Source organism: Streptomyces sp. NPDC001941, from assembly GCF_040296945.1.
GTDB lineage: Bacteria > Actinomycetota > Actinomycetes > Streptomycetales > Streptomycetaceae > Streptomyces.
The window spans coordinates 41,196-60,944 of the sequence record NZ_JBEOYE010000056.1 but is presented as its reverse complement, the minus strand read 5'-3'; the positions used below and the strand labels follow the sequence as shown (position 1 = coordinate 60,944).

The window sequence follows — 19,749 nt, the reverse complement described above, 5'->3', positions numbered from 1 at the left end:
CCCCGCGCACTCGGGCGTTTCCGCCTACTCCTGCGCCAGGCGGGCCGGGAAGCCGCCCGTCGCCACCGGGCTCCAGCGGACCGGGGTGACGCGGCGGTAAGTGTTCCCACCTGCGCGGGAACGCCCGTTCCCGGCCGGGAACGGCACCCGCGGGGCGGCAGACTCCCAACGGGACGCCTCCGTCGTCCCGTTGACGTCCGGTTGGGACGTCCAGGTGGATGCCGTCGCGCGGGCGCACGGCGTGCGGAAGGAGTGGGGTGGGGTGGGTGAACGGACCGTTGCTGGGTCAGCGCGCCGCGCTGGTGCTGGTGCTGGGCGTGCTCGTGGGGGTGGGCGCGGGATGGCTGAGCGGCCTGGAGGGCGGCGGCCCGGCGCGGGCGGTGCTCGTCGGGTGCGCCGCGTTCGCGGCCGCGGTGGCGTTCTTCGACTCGCTCATCGAGGAGGACCGGCGCCGGTGAGGCGCGTCCTGGCCGATCCGGCGGCGCCGGGGGTCCGGCGGCGCCAGACTGGGGGAACGCGCGGTGCGGAAGGGGCGGGCAGGTGACCGAGAACATGGACGGGGACGGGTTCGCCCCGCTGTCGCAGGCGCTGCCGCCGGAGGTCCGGGCCCTCGCCACCACGCTGCGCCGCCTGCTGAAGGGGGCGGGCAAGTCGCAGCGGCAGTTCGCGGTGTACCACCACATCAGCGTCTCCACCGTCTCGCGGTACCTCAGCGGCGAGCGCATCCCGGACAAGCACTTCCTGGACGCCCTGATGAAGTCGGTCTGCAAGGCGCACGACACGGAGGTCAGCGCGGAGCTCCAGGGCGACCTCTACCGGCTCCACCGGGAGGCGCTGCTCGCCAAGGACCCGCCCCGCTACCGCGAGCAGATGGCCAGCGACCGCCTGGAGGACGCCGTGCTGCGCCAGGAGGACCTGGAGCTGGAGCTCCGGGACTTGCGCGTCTCGGCGGACGAACAGCTGCGCGAACTGACGGCCCTGGAGAGCCAGCTGCGGATGCTGGAGACCTCGGCGGTACGGGAACGCGGCGCCGGACGGGCCGAGGTCGAGCGGCACCGGATGCGCCGCGAGGAGCTGGAGAACTCCTGCGCCCTGCTGCGCGAGGAGGTGGCCCGCCTGGAGGCGGCGCTGCGGGCGGCCGAGCGGGAGCGCGACACGGCGCGGGAGCGCTGCCGGGTGCTGGAGGACGAGCTCGCGGAGGCCCAGGAGGCCTCGGAGAAGGCGGAGTTGGAGCGCGAGGCCAGGGAGGAGCGGGTGAAGCTGGCGCGCGCCGCCGAGGTGGCCGAACACCGCCTCGCCGATCTGGAACGCGTCCACCGCGAGGCCGAGCGCGTGATCGCCGACGCCGACCGTGAGGCAGCACTCCAGGTGGAGGGCGCCCGGGCGCAGGTGCAGCGGCTGCTCGACGAGGCGGCGCAGCAGGCGGCCCAGCAGGCCGCGACCGTACGGCCCCAGGTCCTGAAGCGGTCGGCCGCGCTGCGCCAACTTCGCTTACGAGCTTCCGAGTTGGCCGATCACACGCTCCCGGGACTCTACGCCAGGCTGGCGGGACAGACGCCGTGGACGGTCGACACGTCCCTGCCCTCCATCGGGATCCAGGGGCAGGACGACGTGGCCCTGGCGGCCGGGGCGCTGGACCGCGCGTACGCCGCCGCGGCCCGGGAGGCGGCGCGCCAGGCCCTGGCGCGCGGCTCCCTCGAAACGCTGACCGCCGACCTCACGCGCCGGTGCCTCACGCTGGTCGCGCGCCAGCTGGAGCAGTTGGAGGTACTGGAGAAGGAGGCGACGGCATCCGGGGAGGAGGCCCGCACGGCGGCTCTCTTCGACCTCGACCTCCTGGTCACCCGGACCCGGCGCGCGTGCGAGAACATGCTGATCATGGTGAGCGGCGTACCCGGACGGCGGTTCGCCGAGCCGGTCCCGCTGCGGTCCGTGCTGCGCGCGGCGGCCTCCGAGGTCGAGGGGTACGACCGGGTGGACATCGCGCACGTCCCCGAGGTGGAGGTCGCGGGACGGTTCGTGGCCGACCTGACCCACGCACTGGCGGAGTTCGTGGAGAACGCGGTCGTCTTCTCACCGCCGCACACGCGGGTCGTCGTCACGGGGGTCCGCCTGCCCGACGGGCGGGTGATGCTGGAGATCGACGACGCGGGCCTGGGAATCCCGGCGGAGGCGATGCGGGAGATCAACGCCCGCCTGGCCGAACCGGCCGGCGACCTCGCCGTGCTGCCGGACGACCCGCGCCTGGGGATCTTCATCGTGAGCAGGCTGACGGCACGGATCGGCGTACGGGCCCAGGTCCGCCCGTCCGACAGACGGGGTACGACGGCCCTGGTCATGCTCCCCGACACGGTCCTGGCGGGGCGCGGGCACGCGCCCCGCCAGGACTACCTGGACGCCTTCGGCGCCCCGCACGACACGGAGCCTGCCCCGCACCTCTTCACCATCTGCGACGGCGGCCGCCTGACGATCGGCGAAGGGGACTGACCGGGAGCCGCGCCCCGGCCGGTCACGCCGCGGGGACCAGCGGGTACTCCTTGCCCAGGGCGCTGAGCGAGCTGTCGCCGTACATCGTCAGCTCACCGTCGCTCCAGCGCACCATGAGGTCGTCGGGCCACTTGTTGCCTCCGTAGTTGCCCGCCGAGATGACCGCGGCGTGGTTCGCCCACAGCGCGTTGGCGGCCAGGACGCGGTGCTCGGCCTTCAGGGCGTTGATCCCGAGGTCCTGGTAGACGGTCAGCTCGCCGTCCGACCAGCGGACCATCAGGTCGTTGTTGTCGGCGCCGCCGAAGTCACCGGTGGTGAGCCCGCGGGCGTACTTCCACACGGAGCCGGGCTCGGCCAGCTTGGTCTCCGACCCCATGCCGGTCGCGTCCACGTCCGTGTAGAGGGAAGCCTCGCCGTCGTCCCAGGTGACGACCAGGTCGTCCGGCCAGAGGTTGCCGCCGAAGGCGCCGGTGGCGAGGGCGGTGGCGTGCTTCCAGAGGGCGTTGGGCTTCTGGAGCTGGACCTCCTGGAGGTCGTTGATCGACTTGGTGTCGTAGTCGACGTCCTTGTAGAGCGTCAGTTCGCCGTCCGCCCAGAGGACCATCAGGTCGTACTGGTGGCCACCGGTGAAATCGCCCGCGGTGATCGCCTTGGCGTTCTTCCACAGACCGTTCGGCCCGATCAGCTTGCGGTCCTTCTCGAACCCGAAAGCGCCGTCGCCCTCGTAGAGGGACAGTTCTCCGTCGCTCCACAGGACGACCATGTCCTGGTCGCCGGTGCGGCGGACCGCGGTTCCCCGGGCCGGGGCGGCGGGGTAGTCGTCCGGATTGTGGAAGGTGCCCGCGGTCATCATCCTGGCGTTCTTCCACAGGGCTCCGGAGCCGAGCGGAGAACCCTTGTCGGGCTCGTAATTGTTGACCGCCTGGGTGTAGAGGCGGCTGATGTCACCGTCGAACTGCGAGGAGTACGAGGTGTCATTGGTCGGGCCGCCGGTCTTGTATCCGCCGATGACTCCGAAAACCGATCCGCGCCGGCCGTCCCAGTCGGTGAGGAAGGGCGATCCGGAGGTGCCGGGCGTATATCCGTCGCAGTCGATCTGCACGAATCGGCCGTCGTACTTCTTCGTGTTCGACGTGCAGTCGCGGGGCTGCCTGGAACCGCCGGGATAGCCGATCAGGTGCGCGCCCTTCTGGACGAAGTCGCCCGCGCCGACGAACTTCAGCCTGTTGCCGCCGCCGACGGCGGTCGCCAGGACCTGGTTCTTCTCGTTGCGCTGCACCCGTACGAAGGCGAAGTCCAGGTCGTCGCCCTTGCTGGCGCCCAGCTTGAGGTAGCGGGCGTCCAGGTAGACGCGGTTCTTCTCCGCGCGGAAGATGCCGTACGGCTTGGGGTTCGCCGAGTCGTTGTACTTGGGCACGAAGCCGAAGTTCTCGTACCGGTCCGTGTCCGTGAGGCAGTGGGCGGCGGAGAGGACCAGGTTCATCGACGGGGAGTCGACGACCGAGGCGGTGCAGAACCGGTCCTCGGCCCCGCCGGGCCGGCTGAGGACGAACACGCCCACGTTGTCGAACCCGCCGGGCACCAGGTGGCTCGGCGAACGCAGCTGCCCGCTCTTGCCGCCGACCTCGCCCAGCGGCGCCCCGTCGGGGTCGTCCAGGGGCTTGGCACTCCGCAGCCGCTCGGGGGTCCAGTACGCGTCCAGCGCCTTCGCCTCGGCCAGTTCCCGCGCGTCGAGGGGCGCCGGGGGGCGGGGCGTGGGGTCGATGCCGAGCGAGCGGTAGTACTCCTCGTCCGACATCCGCGGGGAAGCGCTGGGGGCGGGCGAGCCGCTCGCCGTCGGTTCGGCGGCCGGGGACGGCGCCCGGGAGCCGGACGCTTCCCCGTCGGTGGCGGGGTCCCGGTCCGGCGACGGGCGGCCGTCCGGTGACGGGCCGCCGTCGGTGGACGGGGTGGGCGCGGGGGTCCCGGTCGGCTCCGCGCCCGGGACCCCGGCCGATGCCGAGGGCGCGGGTGACTGCGCGGCCGGAGACGCGGGGACCGCGGTTCCCGAGGGGCCGTCCGGGGAGGGAGCCGCCACTGCCATCGGAGCGGCGAGCAATACCGCGCATATACCAAGTGTGGTACTGCGCAGCAGGGTTGAGCTTCTCATTATGAGTGCGTATTGCTTTCCATCGTTCACCTCACCCCGGTTCGTACGGGAGCGAGGTGGTGGGGGTAATGTTCGTGACGCATAAGAACACAAGAAAGGACCAACTGTCATGTTCCGCGCAATCGCGCCGACCATTGCCACCACGTGGGTGCTCGCCGCGGCGGGAACCTCCGTCCTCACGGTTTCCGAATCCTCCGCGCCTCCGGAAAGCGCCCCTTCGGCGACCCTTTCCGTATCCACCGGCGCACCGGGCAGCGAAGTCGAGGCGACCTGGCTCGACGAGTGGCGCGACGCGGAGGAGCGGACGGTCACGGTCAGGTCCGACGCTTTCGAGAAGCCCGCGCTCCTCACCTTCACCGGCCGCCAGTACACCGGTGTGGCGCGACTGCGCGCGGACGCCGAACCGGGCGAGGCACGGGCGCAGGTGATCAGTCACGGTGGAAAGAGCGTCAAGAAGGCGAATTTCCGGGTCGGCGAGGCGGGCAATTCCGGGAGCGGCGCATTCCCCTGGGTCGTGGGTGGCGTCGGCGGCGCGGTCGTGCTCGCGGCCGGAGCCGGCTTCCTCGTGCGGGCCCGTCGGCGCAAGGGTGCCGGGGCCGGCGGGAACTGAGCCCCACCGGCCCCGGGGTGCGGGACGGGTCGCCGGGTCAGAGGCCGTACGCCTCGATCTCGTACAGCGAGAAGCCGTACGGTGTGGCCCTGGTCTGGCCCAGGACGCGCAGGTAGCGGCCCTGGCCGGTGACCGTCAGGGTGTCGGTGCCGCCGTCGCCGGCCGTGACCGTGCTCAGGTCGGTCCAGGACGAGAAGCCCGGGTCGTCGGAGAGCTGCACCTTGTAGCCGCGGGCGTACGCCGCCTCCCAGCGCAGGACCACCTTGGACACGCGGTGTGCCGCGCCGAGGTCGATGTTGATCCACTGGTTGTCCTGGAAGGCGCTGCCCCAGCGGGAGTTGGGGTCGCCGTCCACCGCCCTGGCGGGCTGGAGGTCGCCCTCGACCGAGGACGCCCAGGCGGTGCGGCCCCGGGTCAGCAGGACGTCGCCGCTGCCGCCGTCCGCACTCGTCGTGGCCGAGGCCGGGGCGGAGGGGTGTGAGGTGTTGCCCGCGGCGTCACGGGCGCGGACGGTCCAGGTGTACGTCGTCGAGGGGCGCAGGCCCGTGTCCGTGAAGGCCGGGGTGGTCGCGGTGCCGACCCGGGTGCCGTCGCGGTAGACGTCGTACGCCGTCACGCCGGTGTCGTCCGTGGACGCGGTCCAGGTCAGCGGGACGGAGGTGGCGCTCGCGGTGCCGGCGCGCAGGGCGGTCGGCGTGGTCGGGGCGGTGGTGTCACCCGGTGCGGGGCCCGCGTTCACCGCCGGGTAGGCATTGGCGACGAGCTGGCGGAACTGGGCGCCGAACCACTTGCCGGACAGCGGGGCGTCGGGCAGGGCTCCGGTGGTCCTGCCGTTCCAGCCCGCGGCCGGCGGCGCGTAGGTGGGGTCGCACATGCGGTCAAGGCGCTTGCCCTCGTCGTTGGGGATCTCCTTGCTGGCGCCGTCGGACTCACCGGGCGGCTTGACCCAGACGAAGGCGTCCAGGTGGGAGGCCGGGTACCCGGCGGGCGACGCGGTCGGGCGCTCGCCGAGCCCGGCGCCGACCGGATTGCACCAGGCGCCCCGGTGCGGGCGGCGGTCGACGCGGGACTCGCGTACGAACACGCCCGGGTCCGTGCTGGTGCTGGCCGCCGCGGGCCGCCCGGGGCCGCCCCAGCCGTTGCGGGAGGTGTCCACCAGCATGCCGATGCCCGCGGGGAAACCGGCCGCGACGAGCTTGGGGTAGAGGTCGGCGGTGAACGACGCCTCGTCGACGTCGGGGTTCCACTCGTAGAAGTTGTCCGGGGCAGGCGCGCCGATGACCTTGGTGCCGCCCACGACGGTGTCCCCGGTGAAGTAGGGCTCCTTGAGCGGGGTCGTGTTCGCGGTGTCGGTGACGAAGCCGTCCACGCTGTTCACGCCCGCCGGCGTCATCCCCGCGACCTTCACGAACTCGGCTGCCGTGGGGCCCGAGTTGGACGGCCAGCCGAGCCAGCCCGCGTGCCCCGAGTCCAGGTAGGTGTACACGTTCGTGAGCGCGTGCAGCCTGGTCAGCGCGTAGGCGATGCCCTGCTCGTACAGCGGGCCCGCGGTCTGGCAGACGGGGACGGAGGAGTTGGTCACGACGTTGGGCAGCGAGTCCGGCTCGACGGTGGCGACGATGCGCAGCCCCGCGTACTTCGCCTTGGCGAGGACGGAGACGAGCGGGTCGACGTACTCGCTCTTGTAGCGGTCGAGTCCCGCCGCCGTGGCGGGCAGTTCGCCGTTCGAGGCGAGCGCGTTGCAGTCGCGTCCTGGCAGGTCGTAGACGACGACGTTGAAGACGAGCGGCGCGCTGCCCTTCTGGGCGAGGGCCGCGTCGAGGTGGGCTTCGAGGCCCATGCCGCCCGGGGCGCCCGCGATGGCCCGGATGTTGTCCATCCACACGGCGGTGGGCTGGCCCGCGACGGCGCGCATCCGCGCCGCGAGCGCACTGTCGGGGGTGGCGTCCGCCTCCCGCAGGACGTTGGCCTTCCACAGCGGGTTGACGTACTGGGTGGCGCCCGCGAACGGGTTGTCCTGGTGGGCTTCGCCCGCCGCGCGGGCGGGTGCGGCGGCGGCCAGGGAGGGCAGGGGGCAGAGCAGGGCGGCGGTGAGGGCGGCGGCCGTCGTGGCGGCGCGCAGTCGTGGGGCGTTCGGAGGTCTCACGGGGTCCCTTTCGTGGGGCGGGGCGGTGGGGGGCAAAGGGGGTGGGGCGAGGGGGGAGCAAAGAGTGCGGGCGGGGGCCGTGCGCCCCCGCCCGCGGGGCTCAACTCCCGTACACCTGGAGCTCGTAGAGCGAGATGCCGTACGGGGTGGCGCGGCTCTGGCCGAGGACCCGGACGTAGCGTCCGTGCCCCGACACGGCGATGTCCTGGGTGCCGCCGCTGCCGGTCGAGGTGGCGTACAGGTCCGTCCAGGTGGCGAAGGCCGGGTCGTCGGAGGCCTGGACGCGGAAGGCCCTGGCGTAGGCCGCCTCCCAGCGCAGCGAGACACGGGTGAGGGTGCGGGACGCGCCGAGGTCCACGTTGATCCACTGGTTGTCCTGGAAGGCGCTGCCCCAGCGGGAGTTGAGGTCACCGTCCACCGCCCTCGCGGGCTGGAGGTCGCCCTCGGTGGACGACGCCCAGGCGTTGCGGCCCTGGGACAGGAGCGTGCCGCCGCCGGTCGCCCGGTCGGTGCGGACCGGGAGCGCGGCGGAGGGCGCCGATACGTTGCCCGCCGCGTCCCGCGCCCGGACGGTGTACTGGTAGGCGGTGTCGGGGGTCAGCCCGGTGTCGGTGTACGCGGTGGTGGCCGTGGACCCCGCCCTCGTACCGTCGCGGTAGACGTCGTAGCCCGTGACACCGACGTCGTCGGTGGCGGCCGTCCAGGTCAGCGAGGCGGTGGTGGCCGTGCGGGCGGGGTTCGCGAGCCCGGTGGGCGCGGCGGGGGCCCGGGTGTCGCCGCCCCCGCCACCACCGGGCAGGTCGCCGAGGCTGATGCCGGTGGTGGAACCCGCGCCGCCGAGCGGCACCTGGTGGTCCAGGCTGACGAACTTGCCGCCGGACTGCCAGAGAGCGGGCTTGAGCAGGGCGTACTTCGCCTCGTCCCAGGTCTTCCAGTCGTTGTTCAACAGGCCACCGGTGTCACCGGAGTTGGGGTTCACGCACCAGAACGTCTGACTGATCCGGTTCTCCACGATGAGGTCCCGCAGGGCCGTCATCCACTTCTGGTTGGGCCCGTTGTCGAGGAGGCCGCCCCACTCGCCGATGAGCAGCGGCGCGGTGTTCGTCTTGTGCAGGTAGAGCCAGTTGGGGTCCCAGACGTCGCGCTCCAGGGTGGTGCGGTTCCAGTCGCCCTGGAACCAGGGCTGCTGGTAGACCAGCGGCCCGTAGTCGTGCGGGGAGTAGACCAGTTGGTCCTGCTGGGCGCCGAGGTCGACGGGGTGGTTGCGGGCGCCGCGCAGGTTCCCGCCCCACCAGTCGAAGTGGTAGTCGCCCTCCGCCGTGGAGGTCCAGGTCCGGTCGTCCTTGGGGTATATCTCGATGCCCTCGCAGAGGATGAGGACCTCGGGGTTGACCGCCAGGACGCGCCGGCCCGCGCTCTGGCAGGCGTACTTGAAGTTGTCCTGGTCGGTGGAGTCGTCCCACTTGGCGCGGGGGTTCTCGGTCTGCTTGCCGTGCGGCTCGTTCTTGATGTCCATCGCGACGAGCGTGTCGTTGGTGCGGTAGCGCGCGGCGACCCACTCCCAGGCGGTGAGGAACTGCTCGGTGGTGATCGAGCCCTTCCACCAGACCGGGTAGATGTGCCCGGAGTTGTCGGCCTCCGCGCTGTGCACGTCGAGCAGGACCTTCATGCCGTACTTCTCGGCCAGCGCGAGGAAGGCGTCGAAGACCTGGAGGCTGGTCCTGCCCTGCAGTTCGGGGTTCTCGTAGTAGTTGATCCCGTTGGGGACGGCGGCCTGGCCGTTCTTCCACTCCAGGAGGAGCTGGGTGGAGATGGGCACGCGCAGGATGTTGATGCCGCGCTCGGCCAACTGGCGCGTGATGGTCTCCATGTTGGCGGACCACAGGCCGTGGAAGACGCGCTCGCTCGCGTTGAAGCCGAACCAGTTGGCCCCGGTCAGCCAGACCTCGCGGCCGTCCGCGTCCACGATCTTGTTGCCGGAGGTGTGCAGCCAGTCGGCGGTGGCGGCCAGCGAACCGGTCGCGGTCGTCGGTGAGGTGGCCGCCGCGGCCCGTGGTGCGGTGGGGGGCGGGGCCGCGGCGGCGGGCAGCAGGCCGGTCAGGGCCAGCGCGGCGGTCGCCGCCAGGGCGACGAGGGCGCGCAGGCCGCGGTGGCGCGACCCGGTGGGGGGAGATGCCATTCGGAATTGCTCCTTCCGGTATGGGAGCGCTCCCACTCGTAGGCGTACGGAGCCCAGGTGCGGGGCGGGGGTGGAGCAGGGCGGAGCGCTCGGTCCGTGCGGGTGCGGGGTGCTGCCGGTGCGAGGTGCGGGTGCAAGGTGGCAGTGCCGGTGCGGGTGGAGCGGTGCGCCGACGTGTGCCGTACTGCCGTACGCGTGCGGTGGAGTGCGCGGACGTGCCGTGTGCCGCGTGCGCCGTCGTACGGTGCGCGCGGTGCCCCCGGCCCCCGGCGTACGGGAGGGGCGCGGGGTGGAGCGGGTGCGGGGAATCGCTCGAATGGTTGCGGCCGACGGCCGAGACGTCAACGGTCCCGGCAGACATTCATGCGTCGGCCCAGCTCACGGGGCCTACTTCACCGCGCTGTTGGCGTCGGGCCGGTTGTCGGGACCCGGCTTGCCCAGGAATCCCCAGGCGGTCTCGTGGACGTTCGTGTCCAGGTCCACCTGGACGAGCCGGGCCCACTCGGCCAGCGCGAGGGGGCCCTCGCGCGAGAAGACCGGGTCGATCACCAGGACCCCGTCCGTGGTCGTGACGGACGCGGCGACGTGGTGGTTCCACTGGTGGTCGGCGTGCAGCCGGCCGCCGTCGGGGGTGGCCCACTGCTTGGACAGGTGGTGGACGGCGATCGCCGGAGCGGCGTCGGCGATCGCCCGGCAGATGGCGTGGGCCCGGTCCTCGCAGCCGTCCTGGCCGACCTCTCCCCCGGCCGAGCCGAAGGAGGGCGCGAGCGAGGGCCACATGGCCTGGACCGTCTCGGCGCTCGGAGCCCCCTCCGACGGGAACTCCGCCTCCAGATAAGCGAGTTGATCACGCAGGCTGGCCAGGTACTTGGTCTTCGACGCGCTGTCGGGCATCTCGCCGAGGAGCCGGATGGCCTCGCGCACGGTCTCCGCCGACCGCAGCGGGGTCAGGTTGGACAGGAGCGTGAGGATCTGCCGCTTGTCCTCGGCGGCCTGCTTGATGTGCTCGGGCGCGCCCTGCTCGTCCATCCGCTCCAGGAGCTGCGTCAGCCGGGTCTGCTCCCGGTCGATCGCCGCGACGCTCTCCGCCGAGAACGGCTCCTCCCACTCCTCCTCCGAGGACGACTCGAACTCCTCGGAGGAGGTGTCGGCCTCGCGGGCCTGCTTCGCCGGCTCCTGGTCCTCCGGCGACCCGGACCGCCTGCGCTTGCCCGGCTGCGCCTCCATGCGCTGGATCACCTGGGAGACGGCCGCGTTGCCCGCGCCGTGCGGCAGGGCCACCGGACCGGCCGGGCCGCCCGCCGGCCGCGGGAGCGCGCGTCGCTCCGCCGGTGCTCCGGCGGTACGCGTCGACGGGGGCGCCGCCTCCTGCTCGCGTGTTCCGTCACGGACCGAGCGGCGCATCGACGGGCTCCCTTGCTGCACTGGGTGGCGGGACGGTCCCCCATGCTCGCATGATCGTGCGCGGGGGCGACCGCCGGGTCCTCACGGAGCTTTCTCACGGAAGTCCCCGACGAGCGGCCGCGATCGGACGTTCACGCCCCTGTCGCCGCAGCCGCCGTCGGCGATCAGACCCCCGTCGCCGCGTCCGCCGGTGCGTGCACGAGGCGGGTGTACGCCTCCGACAGGGCCCTGGTCGTCTTCCCGATGCGGTACTCGTGCGCGTCGATCGAGCGCACCGGCTGCACCTCGTACGCCGTGCCGGTCAGGAAGCACTCCTCGAAGTCGCCGAGTTCCCCGGGCAGGATGTGGCGCTCGACCACCTCGATGCCGAGGTCCGCCGCCAGGTCGAGGACGGTCCCGCGGGTGATCCCGGACAGGAAGCAGTCCGGGGTCGGCGTGTACAGGATCCCGTCGGAGACCAGGAACAGGTTGGCGCCGGTGGCCTCGGCCACGTGACCCCGGTAGTCGAGCAGCAGGGCGTCGTCGTAGCCCGCTTCGTCGGCCGCGTCGCGCGCCAGGGTGCAGATGTTGTACAGGGAGGCGGCCTTGGCCCGTACCGGCGCGGTGTCCGGGGCCGGGCGGCGCCAGCGCGAGGTGGCCAGGCGGATGCCCAGCGACGCGGCGTCCTCGGAGAAGACGTGCGGCCACTCCCAGGTGGCGAGGGCGACGTGCACGGAGGCCCGGGCGCCGGCCACGCTGATCTGCTCGCTGCCGCGCCAGGCGACCGGGCGCACGTAGCCGTCCCGGATGCCCTGGCGGGCCACCAGTTCGAGCGTCGCCCGGTCCAGTTCCTCGACGGAGTACGGGATCTGGAAGCCCAGTTCGCGCGCCGAGGCGTGCAACCGCTCGGTGTGCTCGGTGAGTTTGAAGACCCGTCCGTCGTAGACGCGTTCGCCCTCGAACACGCCGCCGCCGTAGTGGAGTCCGTGGGACAGGACGTGCAGCTGCGCGTCGCGCCAGGGCACGAAGCGGCCGTCGTACCAGATGACGCCGTCGCGGTCGTCGAGAGGCGGGGTGCTCACTTCGCGTCGCCTTCCGGTGCGTAGTCGATGCGGATGTGCTCGGCCAGGTAGCGGTGGAACTCCTCGGCGTCGGCGGTGCTCGGGTGGTGCGAGAGCACGAACGCCGGGTAGCCGGTGAAGTCCGGGTAGGGGCGCACCACGTCGCCCGGGTGCAGCATCTGCACGAGGTGGTCCACGCGCGGGTCCTTGGCCACCTCCTCCAGGCCGTGGAGGGCCACGATGCGGCCCGAACCGCCGCACGGCACGATGTAGTTGGCTGCCGCGCCGGTCGCCGGTGCGGGCTGCTCCGCGGTCTCCGGCAGCGTCGGGGCGAGCCCTGCCGCGATGCGCAGCGCCTGGGCGGCCAGGTCGGTGCCGGTGACGTGGTGGGCGATGTAGTGGGACACGCCCGAGCCGCCGACGCGGGCGCCCAGTTCGAGGAGGTAGGGGCGTTCGCCGCCGCGCAGCCGCAGTTCGGTGTGGGTGGGTCCTTCGGTGACGCCGAGGGCCGCGTGCGCGGCGACGACCTCGCGGACGACGGCGTCCTGGACGTGCGGCGGCAGCGGCGCGGGGGCGCGGTAGACGCCCTCCTCGAAGTACGGGCCGACGGGCTCGCCCTTGTAGCCGATCGACAGGACCTGGACCCTGCCGCCGTGGGCCAGGGACTCCACGGCCAGTTCGGGCCCGTCCAGGTACTCCTCGACGACCAGCCCGGTCACCCGGGAGAGCTTGCTCGCGCAGACCTGCCAGACCTCGGCGACGACCGCGGCGAGCTCCTCGGCGGTGTCGGCCTTGGTCACGCCGAGGCTGGAGAAGCCGTTGGCGGGCTTGACGACGACGGGGAACTCCAGGCGCGCGGCCTCGTCCAGGGCGCCGGGGTCGTCGACGGCGGCGAAGCCGGGGACGTTCAGGCCCGCGTCGGCCAGGGCCCGGCGCATCAGCCGCTTGTCCTGCACGGCCCGGGCGACGTCGCCGCCGAGTCCGGGCAGCCCGAGGGCGTCGGCGACGTCCGCGACGAACGGCACGGCCGGGTCGTACAGCGTGACGATCCCGTCGAACGGGTCGCTGCGGTGGCGCGCCACCAGGGCGGCGAGCGCCTCGGCGGGCGCGTGGTCCACGTCGAGGCGGAGCACGTCGACGACGCCGGGCGGCAGCCGGTCGGCGTCCACGTCCTCGTCGGGGCGCGGGACGAGGACGAGGTCGATCCCGGCGCGCCGCGCGCTCTCGAAGACCCAGGGCAGCGAGGTGCGCTGGTAGACCAGGACGACGGTGGGGCGGCCGGAGGGACGGTCCGCGCGGGGGTCGGTGAGGTGCTCGGTGGCGGCGTTGGTCACGTGGTGCTTCTCTCGGACGGGGTGGGACTCGGCGGCTGTTCGCCGTTCTCGACGGGTGCGGGGGTTGCGGGGGTTGCGGTGGATCCGGCGGTTGCGGTGGTGGCGGCGGTCGCGGCGGATCCAGCGTGTTCGGCGGGCGTGGCGGGCTCTTCCGGCCCGTCGGGCTCCTCACGCACGGCGGACCCCTCCGGATCGGCGGGTCCGTCCGCTTCCGCGGGCTTCGGCCGCCGGGCCGCCACGGTCATCCACACGCCCGCGGCGCACAGGGCGAGGAAGAGCATGGCGAGCGGGCCGGGCGCGTCCGCCTCGCCGGCGGCCCATTCGCCGAGCCGGATGAGGAACGGCACGGTGAGGGCGAGCGCGGAGGTGAACAACGGCCCCTTGCGCAGGATCAGTTCGTGGGAGATGAGGAACACGGGCGCGGTCAGCACGGCGCCGAGCAGCGCCACCCCGGCCCACTGGCCCGCGGTGACACCGCCCAGGGGCACGTAGACGGCGGTGGCGATCCCGAGCATCACGGTGCCCGCGCCGGTGACCGCGGGCAGGGCGGCCATCGGGGGCACGTCCGCCATGTGGCGGCGGTACACGTACCCGTACAACGCGTAGGTGAAGGTGCCCGCGAGGGCCAGCAGGACGCCGGTCGCGAGTGATCCGGTGGCGCCGCCGCTCTCCGGGCCCTCGCCGAGCGCGTACCCCAGGGCCGCTCCGACGGCGAGTACGGCCCCGGCGACCTTGCGGACACTTGCGTGCTCGCGGAAGGCGACGATGCCGATGGCGAAGGTGATGCACGGCAGCAGCGACACGACGAGGCCCACCCGGGACGCGCCGATCTGCTCCACGCCGAGCAGCGTGCCCGTGTAGTACGCGAAGAAGCCCAGGAACGCCAGCAGGGCGACGGCCCCGTGGCGCCGGGAGCTGGTGCGGATCGCGCCCCAGGCGCTGGGCCGCAGCGCGGCGACGGCCGTGATGGTCAGGAAGCTCGCGGCGGTGCGCCCGGCGGCGACCGCCAGCGGCGGGGTGTCGCTGACCAGTTTCCCGGACGCGACCCACCCCGCCGCCAGCAGCAGCACCATCAGGCAGGACAGCACGGGGACGACCAGACGGCCGTCGCCCCGGCGGGTCCCCTCCACGGCGTTCCTCACCACTCCGCTTGCGCGAACCGCAGCGGCGGCAGGTCCGCCAGCGGCTGCTTGGCCCGCAGCAGGACGCTCTGGTCCTCGGTGAACCGGTAGCGCTGCTTGGGCTCGCCCTCGGGCAGGTGGGCGCGCACCAGGGCCTTGGCGGCGGCCTTGTACTCGGCGTCGGTGGTGACCCGCTCCTCCAGTTCCTCGACGGTGGCGACGAACGCGCGCAGGGCGTCCAGGGCCTTGTCGCGGTCCAGGTGCAGCAGGCCGCCGTTCTCGGGCGTGCCGGTGAGCGCGCCGTGCTCGCGGAGCCAGGAGTAGAGGAAGACGCCGGTGCCGGAGTCGAAGTTGCGGGTGGCGTCGTCGGCCTGCGGGTAGCGGAAGACGCGCTCCAGCAGGATCATGTCGATCTGCTCGCGGGCGAACGGCACGCCGCCGCCGGCGCAGGCGAGCACGGTCTTGGCGTCGACCTTGATCTCTTCGAGGAGGCCGACGAACCAGTTCATCTTCAGGGAGATGTGCTGGTCGAACGGCCACCGGCCCTGGTAGTGCATCGAGTCGTGCAGGTAGCCCCAGATCGCCCGGGCCTCGAAGCACACCTCGGGGTCGAGTCCGGAGGAGGCCCGCGGCACGGATTCCGCGGTCAGGACGGCCTCGGCGCCCGGCAGCGCGTACGTCTCGTGGATCTTCCGCATCTTGTTGTAGAAGAACATCGCGTACGCCTGGTCCACGACCTTGTCGCGCGCGGCGACGTTCTCCGGGAAGAAGACGATGCAGTTGCCGTGCGTGAAGCCGTCGCTGCCCGCGATGAGCACCAGGGACTGGCAGTTGTTCTTCGGGTGGGGGTACGTCTCGGCCAGGCGCGGGAGCGCGTCGGGCTCCTTGCGCAGCGCGAAGAAGCAGTCGAGGCGCTTGCCCACCGGGGGTACGGAGTTGGTGCTCTGGGCGGGTGCCAGGAAGAACACCGGGGCGCCGTCGTCGGGCGCCGTCAGGGCGTCCCGGGAGCGGGCGAAGTGCGGCGCGCTGTCGAGGCCCTCGGAGATCCAGTCGTCCACGTCGGCGGCGAGCGCGTCGGCCTGGTGGCCGAGCCCGCCCCGGCCGTACCACGCGGTGGCCTCGTCGCGGATCGCGGTGAGCAGGGCGCGGTCCTGGGCGGTCGGTTCGGCGATGGTGCCGTCGTCGGCCTGCCGGGTACGGAAGCGGTTGACGGCGGGGATGAGCGAGCCGGTGAGCTCGGCGGCGCGGGCCCGCAGCCCGTCGTCGAGGGGGGCGCTCGCCGTCACAGCAGGACCCCCGCGTCCTCGGGGCGGTCGGCCGGCTCGTCCACGGCGAGGACCTGGTGGATGGTGAAGACCATCGGCACCGGGCCGAAGTCCCGTACGACGCGCAGGCCGTGGCGCTCGGCGGCGACGATGGTGGTGATGCAGCCCTCGGTGATCCCGGCGGCGCAGTCGATGGCGGCCTGGGAGTTGCTGAGGACGATGCGGGTCTCGGCGTCCGGCGCGACGAGGCCGGCGGGGGCGGGGTGCGAGGAGACGCTGCGCGGGGCGTCGGTGCCCGCGGTGGCGAGGACCATGTTGTGGGTCGGCATGATGAAGCTGTCGACCATGTGCAGGCGGTGCAGGTTCCCGAAGGTCAGGGTGTGCAGGGCCGGGTAGACGGCGCAGGCGGCGAGTGCGTGCCGGCCGTCGTCGGGAACGGTTTCGAGAGCGCTCTCCAGGGAGGCGTGCAGTTCGACGCTGCCGTCGATGCCCCTGCGCTGGAGCCACTCGTGGGCCGCGGTCTCCAGGTTCGTCCCGTGCGGGCCCAGGGTGTGGAGATATCGGATGCTGTCCACGCCCATGCCCGTTCGGGGACGGTTTCCGGTGGCGACGGTCAAGATTCCCCCATGCGTGTGCGGCTCCGGTTGGGGCCGGAGCCGACTCGTTCGTGGCGGCCGGTGGAACCCACCGGCCCCGGCGGACCGGCGTCGTTGCGCGGCCCCGTCACTGGCCCGCCGCCGCGTCGCGGGTCCGCTCGACCGTGGCCCGGCAGGGGCCTCGTGCGCGGCTGGATCCGCTCTCGAGCGGGGGCGGGCCTGATCGATCAAACACGCTGGCACGGGCCCGGGCAAGGGCACTTTCGTGAATTCTCACATGCCAAGATCACGCCACCGGGGGCTCCCGCCGTGGTCACCCGGCGGCCGCTCCCCCGCCCGCCGCCGGAGCGGTCGCGAGCACCGCAGCGTCCGGTACGACGGGGTTCTCCGGCGCGCGTCCCAGCCGTCGTACGGCGGGCAGGCAGAGCATCGCCGTGAGGCAGACCAGGGCCATCACCGACGAGAACACCAGCACCTCGTTGGCGCCGAAGACCTCGGCGGCGGGGCCCGCGAGCGCCCGGCCCAGCGGGATGACCATGATCGATCCCGCCACGTCGTAGGCGGAGACGCGGCTCAGCACGGAGAGCGGGATGTGGGTCTGGACGCTGGTCGCCCACATGACGCCCCAGAAGGCGAAGCCGACCCCGCCCAGGATGTGTGCGGCGGCCGTCGCCGCGAACGGCCATTCGAGCGCGGGGGCGAGGGGGTTGAGGGCGAAGCAGAACATGGCGAGGGCGCCCGCGACGATCGGCCTGCGCGGGCGGACCCGCATGCCGAGCAGACCGCCGACGATGGTGCCGAGGCCGTCGGCGGAGGCGATCCAGCCGAAGCCGTTCGCGCCGTGCTGCTCGGTGATCAGCGCGGCGCCGAGCGGCAGCGCGGGCCCGAAGACCAGCAGGCCGAACAGCGACCAGATGGCGATGACGCCCCACAGCCAGTCGCGGGAGCGGAACTCCTGCCAGCCGGTGGTGAGCCGCTGCCACATCGGGGCGTCGCCGTCGTCGCGGCGCGAGGCGAGCCTGCGCAGCGGGAGCAGCCCGAGCGCGCTGAGGGCGTAGGCGGCGGCGATGACCGTGTAGGAGCCGGCGACGTGCCAGTACGCGACGAGGAGCCCGGCGAGTCCGGGGCCGAGCAGGGCGCTCATGGCCTCCGAGACGCGCAGCAGCGCGTTGGCCCGCTGGATGTCCTCGGCGACCTGCGGGACCAGGCTCGCGAGGCCCGGCTGGAAGAGCGCGGTGGCGGCGCCGCTGAGCGCCATCAGGGCCATGATCTGCCACAGCCGGGCGTCGGTGAAGGTGAGCAGGGCGGCCATGACGATCATCGCGACCATCCGGACCAGGTCGGCGGCGACCATCATCAGCTGCGGGGTGAACTTGTCGGCCAGGACGCCGCCGAACAGGACGAGCAGCACGATCGGCGTCATCCACGCGGCGAGCGCGTAGCCGACGCCGGAGGCGCCGTACCCGGTGCCGAGGACGGCGGTGGTCAGGGAGACCATCAGCATGCCGTCGGCCAGGAGCGAGGCGCTGCGGGCGGTGAAGAACAGCCGGAAGGGGCCGGAGCGCCAGGGGCTGGGGTGGACCGGGGCGCCGGTGGGCGCCGGGGAGTCCGGGGACGGCTTGGCGGGGGTGTCGTCGGTGGTCATGTCACATCGGCCGTTCCCGGCCGCTCCCTTCGGTGAGGACCGGCAGGCGGCGCCAGGCGGCGGTGTCGCCGGGGTGGGACGGCGGGGCCGGGACGATGACGTACCGGTGGGGTGCGAGGAGTTCGGGTCGGCCGGGCAGAACCTCCATCAGCGCCGCGTGCGCACGCGTGGGGGTGAGCGCGGAGTCGTCCCCGGCGGCGATGAAGGCCGTGAGCTCGGGGTCAGCTCCGGCGTCCGGGCCGGACGGCGCGTCGACGGAGACGTGCACCCGGGGCGTTTCGACGGCGACGTGCACCTGCGGCCCGCCACTCCCTTCGTTCCCTTCGCTCCCTTCCTTCACAGGAGCAAAATGCCCAAGTGCCGTGCGCAGGGCTTCCGTTACGGCCTGCGGCGAGATCCAGCAGCCGTCGACCCGCCGCCATCGCTCGTCGCGGCGGGCGGCCGGCACGCCGGTCACTCCGGTCAGCGCGTCCAGCGGTACGTCGGCGACGGCGACGGCCTCCAGGAGGCGGACGAGCCCGGTGAGGAAGCCCTCGGCCGCCTGCCGGTCGAAGAGCCGCGGGTCGGCCCACAGCGCGAGGTGCAGCGCGGGCTCCGAGGCGTACACGAAGGTGAGCGCGCGGCTGGGGAGTTCCTGCTCGGGGCCCCAGGACAGCTCCAGGTCCGGGTGCGCGGCACCGGGTCCCCCGGTGTCCGTGCGGGTGGCCAGGACGCTGCTGACGTCGTTGAAGACCACGTCGCGCGCGAACTGGCTGCCGCGCTCGTGGGTGGTGCGGCCGATCATGTCCCAGAGCTGTACGGAGTCGAAGCGGCTGTGCCGGTAGGCGTCCAGCGCCGCGCCCCAGGCCTTGCGCAGGACGGTGTCGAACGTGGGCCCGCCGAGGTCGAGTTGGAGCAGGGCGTCCTGGGAGAGCGTGGTGACGGCGCGGGCCAGGTTCGGGCGCTGCCGGTTGGCCGTCGGGGCGGCGGCGACGCAGGAGCGCTGGCCCGCCCGGTGGCCGATGAGGGTGCACCAGGCGGTCAGCAGCACCGTCTGGGCCGGGCTGCCGGTGCGCGAGGCGGCGGCGGCGAGCGCCCGCCCGGCCCGCAGCGAGCGCAGGGTGAGCTGGGGGGTGGCGGTGTCCCCGGGGCGTACCCCGGGCTCGGCGAACATGGCCTGCGGTCCGGTACGGATGACCCGCTCCCAGTACCGCAGGGCGGCGGCGGACTTGCGCTGCCCTGCGGGCGAGCGCTCCTCCAGGGCCAGGTCGACCGGGGCGAGCGCGGCGGGGGCGGGCAGTTCGCCGCCGCCGAGCAGGGTCCGCCACTCCTCGTACAGGACGTTGAGCGCGCCGCCGTCGGTGGCCGCGTGGCTGGCGGCCAGGGCGAGGTGGCGGGGGACGCCGTCGTACGACAGGAGGGTGATCCGCAGCGGGAAGTCGCGGTCGAGGCGGAAGCGTTCGACGCGGGCGTCCCGGGCGACCGTCTCGGCGTGCCGGCCCGGGTCCCCGGTGAAGCCGTGGTGGTCCCGGACGGTGAAGGTGAACTCCCCTTCCGGTGCCACCACTTGTTCGTCAGGGAAGGTGGTCGCGGCACCCGGGAAGGTGGTGCGCAGGGCCTCGTGGCGCGCGACGAGGACGCCCAGCGCGTCGGCGACCGCGTCCACGGACGCGCCGTCGGGCACGGGCCACACGGCGTGGATGTTGATCTGCACCGGGTCGTCGCGCAGGATGCACCGGATCATGTTCGCCTGCCCCATGGTGAGCGGGCCCCGGCGGGCGCTGCCGCCGCCGT

14 protein-coding genes are annotated in these 19,749 nt (G+C 73.1%); 3 read left to right on the top strand and 11 right to left on the bottom strand.

The annotated features are described in order from the left end of the window. Positions 1 to 266 precede the first annotated feature (266 nt). Both ABT160_RS30700 and ABT160_RS30695 read left to right on the top strand, forming a co-directional pair. Positions 267 to 458 carry a hypothetical protein gene (locus ABT160_RS30700; RefSeq protein WP_351651182.1) on the top strand — a complete coding sequence of 64 codons (192 nt, stop codon included), beginning with the start codon at positions 267 to 269 and terminating at the stop codon, positions 456 to 458. Positions 459 to 540: 82 nt separating this feature from the next. After that, positions 541 to 2,487: an ATP-binding protein gene (locus ABT160_RS30695; protein ID WP_351651181.1), complete on the top strand. Its 1,947-nt coding sequence runs from the start codon at positions 541 to 543 to the stop codon at positions 2,485 to 2,487. 22 nt (positions 2,488 to 2,509) lie between these two features. Here ABT160_RS30695 and ABT160_RS30690 read toward each other — a convergent pair whose 3' ends face one another. Next, positions 2,510 to 4,285, bottom strand: coding sequence for a trypsin-like serine peptidase (locus ABT160_RS30690; protein ID WP_351651180.1), 1,776 nt, complete (start codon positions 4,283 to 4,285; stop codon positions 2,510 to 2,512). Between the two features lie 460 nt (positions 4,286 to 4,745). Between ABT160_RS30690 and ABT160_RS30685 the strand changes: the two genes are divergently transcribed. Then, positions 4,746 to 5,246: a hypothetical protein gene (locus ABT160_RS30685; protein ID WP_351651179.1), complete on the top strand. Its 501-nt coding sequence runs from the start codon at positions 4,746 to 4,748 to the stop codon at positions 5,244 to 5,246. A 37-nt stretch (positions 5,247 to 5,283) separates the two neighbouring features. Here the strand turns inward: ABT160_RS30685 and ABT160_RS30680 are convergent, their stop codons facing one another. From ABT160_RS30680 to ABT160_RS30635, 10 genes are all read right to left on the bottom strand, one after another. Next, positions 5,284 to 7,392: a glycoside hydrolase family 6 protein gene (locus tag ABT160_RS30680; RefSeq protein WP_351651178.1), complete on the bottom strand. Its 2,109-nt coding sequence runs from the start codon at positions 7,390 to 7,392 to the stop codon at positions 5,284 to 5,286. Positions 7,393 to 7,492: 100 nt separating this feature from the next. Continuing rightward, positions 7,493 to 9,571, bottom strand: coding sequence for a cellulase family glycosylhydrolase (locus tag ABT160_RS30675; RefSeq protein ID WP_351651177.1), 2,079 nt, complete (start codon positions 9,569 to 9,571; stop codon positions 7,493 to 7,495). A gap of 387 nt (positions 9,572 to 9,958) precedes the next feature. Beyond that, a complete protein-coding gene (locus tag ABT160_RS30670; protein ID WP_351651176.1) occupies positions 9,959 to 10,975 on the bottom strand; it encodes a protein-glutamine glutaminase family protein in 1,017 nt (338 codons plus the stop codon). Between the two features lie 164 nt (positions 10,976 to 11,139). After that, the gene (locus ABT160_RS30665; protein ID WP_351651175.1) at positions 11,140 to 12,036 is read right to left on the bottom strand and encodes a branched-chain amino acid aminotransferase; all 897 of its coding nucleotides are present in this window, start codon (positions 12,034 to 12,036) and stop codon (positions 11,140 to 11,142) included. Then, entirely contained in the window at positions 12,033 to 13,349 is a 1,317-nt protein-coding gene (locus ABT160_RS30660) for an ATP-grasp domain-containing protein (RefSeq protein WP_351651174.1), read from the bottom strand. Before ABT160_RS30660 ends, ABT160_RS30665 begins: the two co-directional genes overlap by 4 nt. Then, complete coding sequence (locus ABT160_RS30655; RefSeq protein WP_351651173.1) at positions 13,346 to 14,479, bottom strand: DMT family transporter; 1,134 nt, start codon at positions 14,477 to 14,479, stop codon at positions 13,346 to 13,348. The genes ABT160_RS30660 and ABT160_RS30655 overlap by 4 nt, the downstream gene beginning before the upstream one ends. Positions 14,480 to 14,487: 8 nt before the next feature. Continuing rightward, positions 14,488 to 15,756: a DUF6421 family protein gene (locus ABT160_RS30650; RefSeq protein ID WP_351651172.1), complete on the bottom strand. Its 1,269-nt coding sequence runs from the start codon at positions 15,754 to 15,756 to the stop codon at positions 14,488 to 14,490. Continuing rightward, a complete protein-coding gene (locus tag ABT160_RS30645; protein WP_502984331.1) occupies positions 15,753 to 16,316 on the bottom strand; it encodes a bacilysin biosynthesis protein BacA in 564 nt (187 codons plus the stop codon). The genes ABT160_RS30650 and ABT160_RS30645 overlap by 4 nt, the downstream gene beginning before the upstream one ends. Positions 16,317 to 16,644: 328 nt before the next feature. Continuing rightward, positions 16,645 to 17,976: an MFS transporter gene (locus tag ABT160_RS30640; RefSeq protein WP_351651170.1), complete on the bottom strand. Its 1,332-nt coding sequence runs from the start codon at positions 17,974 to 17,976 to the stop codon at positions 16,645 to 16,647. Between the two features lies 1 nt (position 17,977). Beyond that, entirely contained in the window at positions 17,978 to 19,714 is a 1,737-nt protein-coding gene (locus tag ABT160_RS30635; protein ID WP_351651184.1) for a condensation domain-containing protein, read from the bottom strand. Positions 19,715 to 19,749: the final 35 nt, after the last annotated feature.